The sequence below is a fragment of the Eudoraea adriatica DSM 19308 genome (assembly GCF_000382125.1).
GTDB classification, from domain to species: domain Bacteria; phylum Bacteroidota; class Bacteroidia; order Flavobacteriales; family Flavobacteriaceae; genus Eudoraea; species Eudoraea adriatica.
On the sequence record NZ_KB907547.1, the window covers coordinates 425602 to 437611 of the forward strand.

Annotated in this window: 10 protein-coding genes; 6 read left to right on the forward strand and 4 right to left on the reverse strand. The window is 37.1% G+C overall.

Annotation, left to right across the window (positions count from 1 at the left end; all coding sequences use genetic code 11):
* Positions 1–93 precede the first annotated feature (93 nt).
* Both G504_RS0105555 and G504_RS0105560 read right to left on the reverse strand, forming a co-directional pair.
* Positions 94–1920, reverse strand: a complete 1827-nt coding sequence (locus tag G504_RS0105555; protein WP_019669158.1) for a DUF4270 domain-containing protein — start codon at positions 1918–1920, stop codon at positions 94–96.
* Positions 1921–1925: 5 nt separating this feature from the next.
* The gene (locus G504_RS0105560; protein WP_019669159.1) at positions 1926–2735 is read right to left on the reverse strand and encodes a glycogen/starch synthase; all 810 of its coding nucleotides are present in this window, start codon (positions 2733–2735) and stop codon (positions 1926–1928) included.
* 103 nt (positions 2736–2838) lie between these two features.
* Here G504_RS0105560 and panC point away from each other — a divergent pair, with 103 nt between their 5' ends.
* From panC to radA, 5 genes are all read left to right on the forward strand, one after another.
* Positions 2839–3687 carry a pantoate--beta-alanine ligase gene (gene panC, locus G504_RS0105565; RefSeq protein ID WP_019669160.1) on the forward strand — a complete coding sequence of 283 codons (849 nt, stop codon included), beginning with the start codon at positions 2839–2841 and terminating at the stop codon, positions 3685–3687.
* A gap of 13 nt (positions 3688–3700) precedes the next feature.
* Positions 3701–4051 (forward strand): aspartate 1-decarboxylase, encoded by a 351-nt coding sequence (panD, locus tag G504_RS0105570; RefSeq protein WP_019669161.1) that lies wholly within the window; start codon positions 3701–3703, stop codon positions 4049–4051.
* 2 nt (positions 4052–4053) lie between these two features.
* The gene (locus G504_RS0105575; protein ID WP_019669162.1) at positions 4054–5019 is read left to right on the forward strand and encodes a lysylphosphatidylglycerol synthase transmembrane domain-containing protein; all 966 of its coding nucleotides are present in this window, start codon (positions 4054–4056) and stop codon (positions 5017–5019) included.
* A 27-nt stretch (positions 5020–5046) separates the two neighbouring features.
* Complete coding sequence (locus G504_RS0105580; protein WP_019669163.1) at positions 5047–6192, forward strand: alpha/beta hydrolase; 1146 nt, start codon at positions 5047–5049, stop codon at positions 6190–6192.
* 114 nt (positions 6193–6306) lie between these two features.
* On the forward strand, positions 6307–7668 hold the full coding sequence (gene radA, locus G504_RS0105585) for a DNA repair protein RadA (RefSeq protein WP_019669164.1): 1362 nt from the start codon (positions 6307–6309) through the stop codon (positions 7666–7668).
* A gap of 80 nt (positions 7669–7748) precedes the next feature.
* Here the strand turns inward: radA and G504_RS0105590 are convergent, their stop codons facing one another.
* Complete coding sequence (locus G504_RS0105590) at positions 7749–8789, reverse strand: aldo/keto reductase (protein WP_026348419.1); 1041 nt, start codon at positions 8787–8789, stop codon at positions 7749–7751.
* Between the two features lie 75 nt (positions 8790–8864).
* Complete coding sequence (locus tag G504_RS0105595) at positions 8865–9629, reverse strand: exodeoxyribonuclease III (RefSeq protein ID WP_026348420.1); 765 nt, start codon at positions 9627–9629, stop codon at positions 8865–8867.
* A gap of 297 nt (positions 9630–9926) precedes the next feature.
* On the opposite strand from G504_RS0105595, the gene G504_RS0105600 reads away from it, so the two are divergent.
* A complete protein-coding gene (locus G504_RS0105600; RefSeq protein ID WP_019669167.1) occupies positions 9927–12005 on the forward strand; it encodes a TonB-dependent receptor family protein in 2079 nt (692 codons plus the stop codon).
* Positions 12006–12010: the final 5 nt, after the last annotated feature.

Below are 12010 nucleotides of genomic sequence, written 5' to 3' on the forward strand. Positions count from 1 at the left end.
ATAGATGAACAAATTTACAAGAAGAAAATAAAACTTCGCTGTAAATTCGGTTATATAACGATAAAAAACTGTAAGTGGTATTTTGTACGAAAATTAATTAGGCTCCGTGTAGAAAATCTCTAACTTCAGCTGCATATCCTCTTCTTCAGCAGGAACATTACTGCCAAAGAGGACAGTACTTAAAGGTGTTATTGTGGCTGCAACAGGCAAATCTTCTTCGCTAATATCCAATACAGCGTTTTTAGAATTAGTAGACGCCAAATCTGCTGTTACTGCCAAGCCGAGAGTAACGTTTGCAGAATCTCTAATAATTATATCATTGATATGATTGGTTATTTTCATTTTATACCTGACCCCTTTATCATTTTCCTTTTCCAAAGACCCGCCGTAATTTATATTTATTCTATTTCTGACATCAGGATCACTTACTACACTAAGATCATAAATAGGGTTATTCGTCTCGGTGTTAAAAAGATATAATGAAGGTGGTTCATTAACATTACCGGCCATATCCAATGCCTCTCTATCTACATAAAAAATCAGGTTGGCTTCGTTAACAATCCAATTATTGGTTTTGATCTGGTTCAGGATATCTTCTCCGTTATTTTCTTCAAACAATTGAATTTCCGCATAGGCCCCTGAACCTCCTTTGAGGTATATCCTGTCTGCATTTTCATTAGTATCCAGGGCATTAGCAATCTCCGATGAAAATGGGGCATTTACCAAAGTGTTAACCGCATTTCCAATAATTGTACCAAAGGTTAAATCTCTAGTAATTAGCGATAATTCATAATCCGCTTCCTCTTTGACAATTCCTTCACCCTCCTTTTTATTGTACTCATAATTTATTGTAATTGTGGCATCCGTAATATCAAGGATAAGAAGAATATCATCAGTAATAGGAGTAGCCGACATATGCAACCCTCTAAGGAATTCACTAAAGTTGGCCTGACTTAATAATTCTGTGTCGCCTTCTTTGTCCAGTATATTATCTTGAAAAAAAGTTGGATCCAGCGCTACCTGAATACCGGGCTGGATTCGGGTGGGCTCATTCAGAGATTCGTCTGCCTCAGTTCCAGGATCATCCTCTGCAGGTACCAGGATTTCCTCATCGGATATAGTTACCTCACCATCGAAGAGTATATCTGAAACAAAATCTGGTGAAAATTCTTGGGTTGAATAGTATTCCTGGGATTCAAGAAATCCTGCATCCGCATCCAAATCTCTTAAAAAATATGTGGATCTCTCAACTTTGAAATTGAAAGGAACTTCCCGGTTTCCGTAAATACTGTCCAGATCAACCTTTCGGGGAAACCTATTTACGACATAATCGGTATCTTCGAAATCTTCTATGCCATCTCCGTCAGTATCCACATTAAGCGGATTTGTTCCCAGTATTCTTTCGTCATTATCAGTGAGACCATCTCCATCACTATCACTATTGGGATCCTCGGGGTCGGCATCAAAAGTGTCTGCTACACCATCGAGATCGCGATCACCGTTTGGGTTTTGAAGAAATGGAATATAAAGTATCACTTCCTTTACCGTTTCATTCTCCTCTATTGCTGTCTCGTCAGGATCGTTTAAAGAATTATCTTCTCTCTGTTGGCTGAATAGTCCGAATGCCGGATTACCAACGCCTCCCTGCAACCTTAATTGAGAAGTAATACTGGCCTCTGTATTGCCATAAAGCAGATCATTATATGTCCCTATTTGGTATATTGGAAGTTTGTTAGTCTCAACCGCATTAATATTTTTATTAAATACAAAAACGTCATATACGGCCCTGTTTGTCTTAAAAGGATCATCTGCAAGAATACCGTCCCCAATTGTCGTAAGGTCTTCATTACACGAAACCGTTGTAAGCATAAGTATCAAACCCGCCATAACAGCGTATACCCATCTAAAAAAAATCTTCATGAGGCTTATTTTAAAACTTCAGTGCTATAAAAATTTGCATACGCTTCTTCAAATTCCTGCAAAGGAACATATGGCAACAGAGGTTTTTGGAGGTTGGCAATATATTTAGTTAAATCTTCTGATATCTCTTCAGAGGCTAAAATAATGGCATCAGAAAAATTAACTGCAACTTTTAACAAATTATTATAGGTGGGAGACTCCAGATGAGAGATACTTTCCTCAGAAATTCCATCAAATAATATCTTATTTTTCATATTAATATCCAGACTGCCATCAAAGCCTTTACTATAAACTGAAGTAACAATTTTACTCTCTGCAAATAAAGGTTCATCTGCGTAATATGTTCTTAAATACAATGGCAAAAGCGATGCCATCCATCCATGAACATGAATAATATCCGGAGACCAGTTTAATTTTTTAACTGTTTCAACTACGCCTTTGGCAAAGAAAATAGACCTTTCATCATTATCCGGGAATAGTTCCCCATTCTCATCTGTAAATGTGGCTTTACGTTTAAAATATTCCTCATTATCTATAAAATAGACTTGTATTCGCTCGCGGGGAATAGAAGCCACTTTAATAATAAGCGGCATGTCCATATCATTGATAACCAGGTTCATTCCAGATAGCCTTATTACCTCATGCAATTGATGTCTTCGCTCATTGATATTGCCATATCTTGGCATAAATATGCGTATTTGGCCCTTTTTACTGTTGACCATCCTTGGCGCTTCGTAAGACATTAAGGAAACTTCATTCTCTGGCAGGTAGGGCACTAATTCAGAAGATACAAACAATATCTTTTTACCATTCATAAAAAAATGTATTTTGTTTATCGGAAAAACGTAGCTGCAAAATTACAAAAATAATGTAGAATAGCAGTAATTATAGTAAGTTTGCTGGCTTTTATAATTTATTATGTTGTTATTCAGTAGCAAAAAGGAATTAATAGGTCATTTAGCCACATTAAAAAATGATGCAACATCTGTTGGTTTGGTTCCTACTATGGGAGCATTGCATAAAGGACATCTATCCCTGGTCAGAAAAGCTATCTCAGAGAATGAAGTTGTTGTTGTCAGTATCTTTGTAAACCCAACGCAATTTGACAATAAAGATGATCTGAAGAAATATCCTGTAACATTGGATTCGGATCTTGAATATTTAAAAAGCATCTCCGAGGAGCTGATTATTTTTGCACCCGAAGTAACCGAATTATATTCCAATAACATTAGTTCTAAGGATTATAAATTTGATGGATTAGATACAACGATGGAGGGGAAATTCAGGGCCAATCATTTTTTGGGTGTTGCCACAGTGGTTGAAAAGCTTTTTTTAATTGTGAAACCCCATAAGGCGTATTTTGGTGAGAAAGATTTTCAGCAACTATTAATTATCAAAAAATTAGTTGAAAAAACCAAAATGCCAATTGAAATTATTGGCTGTCCAATTGTCAGAGAACCCAATGGACTTGCCATGAGTTCCAGAAATGAAAGACTACCAAAAGAGTTAAGAGATAAGGCCGCTGTAATCTATGAAACACTTTTATCTGCCAAACATTTATTTGGCATGAAAAGTGCTGATAAAGTAATGAATTGGGTGAAAAATAAATTTGATAAGCAGTCCGAATTCGATTTAGAATATATAAATATCGCGGAGCAGGAAACTTTGAAACCTGTCAAAAGAAAACAACAAAAAACAAAATACAGGGCCTTTATAGCTGTTTATGCCAACGGGGTTCGTCTAATAGATAATTTAGCCCTTAATTAATTAACTTTGTGCCATGCAAATAGAAGTAGTCAAATCCAAAATACATCGGGTTCGCGTTACGGGAGCTGACCTTAATTATATAGGAAGTATAACCATAGATGAAGATCTTATGGATGCCGCCAATATTATTCAGGGTGAAAAAGTGCAGATTGTAAATAATAATAATGGTGAGCGATTGGAGACCTATGTTATTCCGGGGCCAAGAGGAACAGGTGAATTAACACTAAACGGTGCTGCTGCAAGAAAAGTGGCTGTAGGTGATATTCTGATTTTAATTACCTATGCCAGAATGGATATTGAAGAAGCCAGGAAATTTAATCCGGCTTTGGTTTTTCCTGATGAAGAAACAAATTTGTTGAAATAGTTTTGAGCAAAAAACTGAAAAAGATCTTAAAAATCATACTCCCAATTGCTTTGGGAGTTTTTTTAATCTGGTATTCATATCGAATAACTTCTGAAGAAGATCGAACACAAATAATCAGGTATATTAAAGAAGCTGACCTTTTTTGGGTTGGTATTTCTGTTCTTATTGGGATTTTTAGCCATATTTCCAGGGCAATACGATGGAATTATCTTCTGGAACCCCTGGGATATACACCAAAAGTGAGTAATAATGTTTTCATCATCCTGATTGCTTACTTTGCTAATTTGGGCATCCCAAGGTCAGGAGAAGTTTTAAGGGCCACTGCACTTGCAACCTACGAGAATGTTCCTTTCCAAAAAGGTTTTGGGACCATAGTTACAGAAAGAGTAATAGATTTACTGATTTTACTTTTAATAATAATAATAGCTCTTTTTTCGCAAACCGATATAATCCTTGCTTTCTTAAATGAAAAGGGGGTAGGTATCACAACTACCTTAATTTTTCTAAGTATCGGTTTTATAGGACTAGTGTTGCTTATGGTATTTTTACGGCGTTCAAGTTCCCTGTTTGCCATAAAAATAAGGGACTTTGTTAAAGGTCTTTTAGACGGTGTTCTGAGTATTTTCAAAATGAAACATAAATGGGCTTTTGTCTTGCACACATTTTTTATATGGGGTGCCTATGTTCTGATGTTCTGGGTTATAAAGTTCACCGTCCCGGAAACCATTGCACTCTCATTTGGCCAACTGCTGGTAGCCTTTGTTGCCGGGGCCTTTGCAATGTCGACGACCAATGGTGGTATTGGACTTTACCCTATAGCTGTAAGCAAATCGCTGTCTATTTTTGGTATTTCAGCTGTTTCCGGAAATGCTTTTGGCTGGATTATGTGGATAGCTCAAACTATTATGGTTGTTGTGTTTGGTGCAATATCTTTCCTTCTCTTGCCGTTATTGAACAGGAATAAATAGCCTAAAGCTGTTTTCAAATAATTTGGCATGAAACGTATTTTTTTTCTATGTGCTGTAATTCTTTTCAGTACAAGTGCAGAAGCACAGATAACACAAGAGGTTTTTGAATCGTTTAAACTGCAGGAGAGAAGGGATATAAAATATTATATCCCGGAAGATTATAGCCCGGAGAAAAAATATCCTCTGGTTGTTGTGCTGGATGGAGAATACCTGTTTGATCAGGTAGTTGCAAATTCAAAATTTTACAGCTCTTTTCAGGGGACTCCAGAGACCATTGTTGTTGGGGTATTTCAGAGTCAAAATGATTTGAGATGGGAAGATTGCGCCTTTGAGGAAGCTTCCGGACTTCCCGCAGAAAAGGGTAAACTGTTTTTTGAATTTCTGGGCATGGAACTTATCCCTTACTTTAAGACTACTTACAGTACAGCCCCTTTCAGCATGTTTGTTGGATATGATATTACGGCAAACTTCGGGAACTATTATTTGTTCAAGGAAAAATCCCTGTTTAACGCATTCATCAGCATATCTCCTTACCTGGCACCGGAAATGGAAAACAGAGTTCCCTCCAGACTTAGTGAAATAAATCAGCAAATATTTTATCACTTAATAGTAAGTGGTGAACGAAATGATAGCAGAAATTCGATAATGGAGCTAGACAAAGCCTTAAAAAGTATAGATAAAAAAGGGTTTAATTATAGCTTTGATGAATATCCGGCAGCCAACGAAGTGTCTGTAGCCACTTATGGAATCGGAAAAGCATGGGGAAGCATGTTTGAGATTTTTAAGCCAATTAGTCCGAAAGAATACAAAGAAAATATTCTTACATCGGAAGAACCTGTTTTTAAGTATTTGGAAGACAAATACAATTCGATAGAAGAATTATTTGGTTTTAGAAAAGAAGTTGAGTTAAATGATATTATGGCCATATATGCAGCAAGCAGGAAAAAAGATGATTTTGAATCTTTGAAACCCCTGTCAGAATTGTGTAAACAAGAATTTCCAGATACAATGCTCGGATTCTATTTTGAAGGTGAATATTATGAAGAATTAGGAGAAGGCAAAAAAGCATTACGGACTTTTGAAAAAGCTTTTGCGATGGAAGAAATTGACTTTCTGACAAAGGAAATGGCTTTGGAAAAAATGGACGCTTTAAAAGCAGACTTTGGCTTTTAGTACGGTATCACTACAATCCTATTAGTTAAATATCCACTGCTATTTAAACTATCAACTTTCTTTTGATTTTTATGGTAACCACAATATCTTTAGCCAAAACCAGCTCAGGTTCAAATGGCTAAAACAAAAACAGCATTTTTTTGTCAGAATTGTGGCACCCAATATGCCAAATGGGTAGGACAATGTGGCGCTTGTAAGGAGTGGAATACTATCGTGGAAGAAGTAATCCAGAAAGAAAAAGATATTCCCTGGCAAAACTTTAGTGATGCCAAGACTACAAGCTCCAGGCCTGTTTTGGTTGGTCAAATCAATGCTTCCAGGGAATTTAGGCTCGATATTTACGACAAAGAATTTAACCGGGTTTTAGGCGGAGGTTTAGTGCCCGGTTCATTGGTTCTGCTCGGTGGAGAACCCGGAATAGGCAAAAGTACATTGCTGCTGCAAATTGCATTAAAACTCAACATAAGGACTCTTTATGTCTCTGGGGAGGAAAGTCTGAAGCAAATAAAAATGAGGGCAGAGCGGATTCATCCCAATAATCAGACCTGCTATATCCTAACCGAAACTAAAACGCAAAATATCTTTAAACAGATAAATGATATTAAACCTGATATCGTAGTAATTGATTCTATTCAGACCCTCCACTCAGATTATATAGAGTCTTCCGCGGGAAGCATATCCCAGGTTCGTGAATGCACAGCAGAACTTATAAGATTTGCTAAAGAAACAAATACACCTGTAATCTTAATAGGCCATATTACCAAAGACGGAAATATTGCCGGACCTAAGATTTTAGAACATATGGTAGATACAGTCTTACAATTTGAAGGCGACAGGAATTATGTATATCGAATTTTGCGTGCGCTTAAAAACAGATTTGGTTCAACTGCTGAGCTGGGCATTTATGAAATGCAGGGAGATGGACTCAGGGAGGTAAACAATCCCTCGGAAGTACTTCTTTCAAAAAGTGATTCAGGACTGAGCGGTACAGCTATTGCTTCGACCATAGAAGGGATGCGGCCGTTGATGATCGAAATTCAGGCTTTGGTTAGTACCGCCGTTTACGGCACTCCACAACGTTCTGCTACCGGGTATAATGCGAAACGTCTCAATATGCTACTGGCTGTTTTGGAAAAAAGAGCTGGCTTCAGGCTTGGGGCAAAAGATGTATTTTTAAATATCACAGGCGGAATAACTGTAGACGATCCGGCTATCGATCTTGCAGTAGTCGCTGCAATTTTATCAAGTAATTCAGATGTGCCTATAGAGAAAAATGTATGTTTCGCTGCAGAAATAGGTCTGGCGGGAGAAATTAGACCCGTGCAAAGGGTAGAACAAAGAATTCTTGAAGCCGATAAACTCGGGTTTTCAAAGATTTTTGTTTCAAAGAATAATAAAATTGCCCTAAAGAATACAAAAATAAATATTGAATTGGTATCCAAAATTGAGGATGTGGTAAACAAACTCTTTGTCTAGGTGATACAAAAAAAACTATCTTTTGTGACAAAAGACTTTTCGAACCAATAAATAAGGATTTTGAAACCTGATAAATAAATTTAGGGAGACGGATCTGGTATATTATTGTGAATAGATTCAATCTCAATTAACAGCTCATCCGAGAGGTCAACTTCAATACTGGATATATTTTCTTCGAGTTGTTTCATAGAGGTTGCCCCTATAATATTACTGGTTACAAATGGTCTGGAATTTACGAATGCAAGCGCCATTTTAGTTAGTGAAAGATTATGCTCACGCGCAAGTTCATAATATTCCTGGGTAGCCCGGTTCGCATTGTCGCTGCTGTATCGGCTATATGCCGGGAATAGTGTGATTCTGGCATTTGCAGGTTTCATACCTCCCATATACTTTCCACTTAAAACTCCAAATCCCAAAGGCGAATAGGCCAGGAGGCCAATATTTTCTCGTATCGAAATTTCTGAAAGCCCTACTTCAAACTGGCGGTTTAATAGATTATATGGATTCTGTATCGTAATCATTCTGGGTAAACTGGAGTGCACCTTGCTCTCTTCCAAAAAACGCATGGTTCCCCAGGGAGTTTCATTGGAAAGCCCTACATGTCTTATTTTACCAGCATTTATGAGATCCCTTAGCGTTTCCAATACCTGGTGAATGTTATCCTGCCAATGATCTGTAAGATCATGTTGGTAACCTCTTTTTCCAAAATAGTTGGTGCTGCGTTCCGGCCAATGCAATTGATATAAATCAATATAATCCGTTTGAAGTCGTTCCAGACTTCCTTCAATCGCTTCAACTAAAGATTCCTTCCTAAAACCGGTTGATCTGATAAACTTGGTAAAATCCGCTTTCCCGGCAATCTTTGTGCCCAGAATAATCTTGTCTCTTTTTCCCGTTTTCTTAAACCAGTTGCCAATTATTTTTTCGGTATCAGCATATCTGTCGGGATGGGCAGGGATAGGGTAAAGTTCTGCAGTGTCAAAAAAATTTATTCCCTGATCAACTGCATAATCCATTTGCTGATGTCCTTCCTCTTCCGAATTCTGGCGGCCCCAGGTCATTGTACCCAAACAAATCTTACTGACTTCTATATTCGTGTGAGGTAATTTTTTATATATCATAGGCAAATGCTATCCTTTCTTTGACAAGACAAATTTAATGATTCCGATGTTTACATTTTATTAAGCATACTTTAATTATTCATGTAATTCAACCAGAATCGGGCAATGATCACTATGTCTTGCTTCCGAAAGTATTACAGAACGCTTTAGTCTATCCTCAAGGCTACGGCTTACCATTCCATAATCCAGGCGCCACCCCTTATTGTTATTGCGGGCATTAGCCCTGTAACTCCACCAGGTGTAATTATGTGGCTCTTTGTTAAAAAACCTAAAGCTGTCTATAAATCCGCTATCTATAAAATTCCCTATCCATTCGCGTTCAACAGGTAAAAAACCTGAAACATTCTTATTCCTGACCGGATCGTGAATATCGATGGCCTCATGGCAAATATTGTAATCTCCGCAAATTATAAGATTGGGGTGTTCCACTTTAACTCTATCTATATATGATTGCAGATCTGCCATATATTGCAATTTCAGGTCTAATCTGGCCAGGTTAGTCCCTGAAGGAAGGTACATGCTCATAATGGAAACCCCGTTAAAATCTGCGCGAAGATTCCTGCCTTCAAAGTCCATATAGTCTATTCCAGTTCCATATTCTACATGGTCCGGGCGGTTTTTAGACAAAATGGCAACCCCGCTGTATCCTTTTTTTTGAGCACTAAACCAGTGATTATAATTATATCCGATATTATCAAAAACACTTAGATCTAATTGATCTTTCATTGCCTTTATTTCCTGAAGACAAATCACATCCGGATCAACCTGTTGGAGCCATTCCAGAAAACCTTTGTTAAGGGCCGCCCTGATTCCGTTTACATTGTACGAGACTATTTTCAAACCTATTTTATTTATTTTCAAAAATAGTGAATGTTTAATCCAACCTGCAAAATGTATTATACTATATGGATTAAGAATGGCCAATATATAAAATGTGCTTTTCTTTTTGAAGTCGGGTTTTGTAAAGGCAGGTCAATACCATTTCACGATTTTATTTGACTCGATATTCCAAAGGTGACAAACCTGCATTTTTTTTAAAAGATTTATTATTGAAGGGTATTAATAATGATTGCTTAAAATAAGGCACAGCAGCCTTAATCTAGCTTTTATACCTATTTTTGGAATTCATACAATTTAATGAAGTACTACTTTTTACTTTTTATCCTATTTGCAAACTGTTTCTTTGGGCTTTCGCAAGAAAAAGAAAAGGATACTATTACCTACCTTAATGAAGTAATAATTTATAATCCTATTAGAGCTAACAAAACTCTTGGGATTACGCAATCGACAATTATTCGGGAAAATGCGTTTCAAAATCACAGTCCGATTGATTTAGCCTCATCAATTAATCAGATCTCCGGGGTTTATTTACTTTCAGGCGCGCTAAACACTAACCGAATAACCATCCGGGGAGTTGGTGCACGCACCCCTTTTGGAACAGATAAACTACGTTTATATTTTATGGATATTCCGGTTACAAATGGCAGTGGTTTTTCTACTATTGAAGCTTTTGATCTGGAAAACCTAAATTCAATGGAGGTAATTAAAGGGCCTAAAGGAACTGCCTACGGAACAAATCTGGGAGGGGCCATACTCCTTAAACCAAAAGAACAGTATGCTAAAGGAACATTTTTTACCAATAATTTTACTGTTGGTTCTTACGGGCTTATCAAAGACAATTTAAGTATTGCTCATAATACGGATAGTCTGGAGTTTAATTTGAGCTATAATCATTTGAATACGGATGGATACCGGGAGAACAATAACTTTAACCGCAATGGTATACTTCTGACCACGGCCATTAAACTAAGCTCAAGGAATTCAATTGGCATATTGGCCAATTATATTGATTACACCGCGCAAATACCAAGTTCTTTGGGGATTACTGCATTTACGGAAAACCCAAGACAAGCGGCTTTTACATGGAAACAGGCAAAGGGGTTTGAATCTAATAAATATACACTTTTAGGGCTCTCCTATAGCTATAAAATTAGTAGCAGACTAGAGAATACAACAAGTCTTTTTTACTCCTATCTTGATCATTATGAACCCCGTCCTTTTAATATTCTGGATGAGTTTACCAATAGTTATGGTTTCAGGTCCTTATTCAAAGGTAATTTTAGATTTGAGGATAGAGAAGCCTCTTACCTGTTTGGAGGAGAACTTTACAAAGATGAATATAACTGGAGAACTTTTGAGAATTTATATGAAGAAAACAACGGAAATGGCAGTCTCCAGGGAAATGAGCTTAGTCGCAACAAGGAATACAGGAGGCAATTCAATGCATTTGCATCTCTTACGCTCCCACTCTCAAATAAATTTAACATGCAACTTGGTGTTAACGTAAACAAAACGCATTATGACTATCGAGATTTATTTAACTCAGGGGAAGATAATAAAAGTGCGAAGCGAAGTTTTGATCCTATCGTAATGCCAAGTTTGGATTTGATCTACTCAATTAGCCCGGGGCGGCAGTTATATGCAAATATTAGCAGGGGATTTTCCAATCCCGGACTGGAAGAAACACTTACTCCAGAAGGGGTTATCAACCCGGAAATAACCCAGGAAAAAGGGATGAATTATGAGCTAGGCACAAAAATGTATCTTGCTAAGAATAAGCTATGGTTAAACCTGGCTGTTTTTAGGATGAATATTAATGATTTACTGGTTTCACAACGTATAGGAGAAGATCAATTTGTCGGTAAAAATGCAGGTAGCACAAAACATCAGGGCATTGAATTAGATATGAATTATACCTTTGACCTGAGTCCTAAATTACAAATTATCCCATTTGCAAGTTATACCCTGAGTGACCATATATTCGTCGATTTTGTAGATGGGGACAATGATTATTCAGGAAATCCTTTAACTGGTGTTCCCAGGAATAGAATAAATTTAGGACTGCGCCTTAACCATTCCAAGAATTTTTATTGGAACACTACCTATCAATACGTAGATGGCATTCCACTTACAGATGCCAACAGTTTATATAGCGAACCTTATAATCTCCTAAATACAAGATTGGGGTATAATAAAGAGATCTCAGAGAATTTATATATCTCATCAGATTTCGGTATCAACAATATTTTTGATGTTAATTATGCGCAATCAGTGTTAATAAATGCTGTTGGATTTGGCGGAGCTGAACCCCGATACTACTACCCGGGAAATGACAGGAATTTTTATATAAGTTTGGGACTTAAATATCATTTATGAGTATT

Bases quoted from the DNA above. Each gene is read 5' to 3' on its own strand.
- G504_RS0105555 (WP_019669158.1), bottom strand. From the start codon at position 1,920: ATGAAGATTTTTTTTAGATGGGTATACGCTGTTATGGCGGGTTTGATA.
- G504_RS0105560 (WP_019669159.1), bottom strand. From the start codon at position 2,735: ATGAATGGTAAAAAGATATTGTTTGTATCTTCTGAATTAGTGCCCTAC.
- panC (WP_019669160.1), top strand. From the start codon at position 2,839: ATGTTGTTATTCAGTAGCAAAAAGGAATTAATAGGTCATTTAGCCACA.
- panD (WP_019669161.1), top strand. From the start codon at position 3,701: ATGCAAATAGAAGTAGTCAAATCCAAAATACATCGGGTTCGCGTTACG.
- G504_RS0105580 (WP_019669163.1), top strand. From the start codon at position 5,047: ATGAAACGTATTTTTTTTCTATGTGCTGTAATTCTTTTCAGTACAAGT.
- radA (WP_019669164.1), top strand. From the start codon at position 6,307: ATGGCTAAAACAAAAACAGCATTTTTTTGTCAGAATTGTGGCACCCAA.
- G504_RS0105590 (WP_026348419.1), bottom strand. From the start codon at position 8,789: ATGATATATAAAAAATTACCTCACACGAATATAGAAGTCAGTAAGATT.
- G504_RS0105600 (WP_019669167.1), top strand. From the start codon at position 9,927: ATGAAGTACTACTTTTTACTTTTTATCCTATTTGCAAACTGTTTCTTT.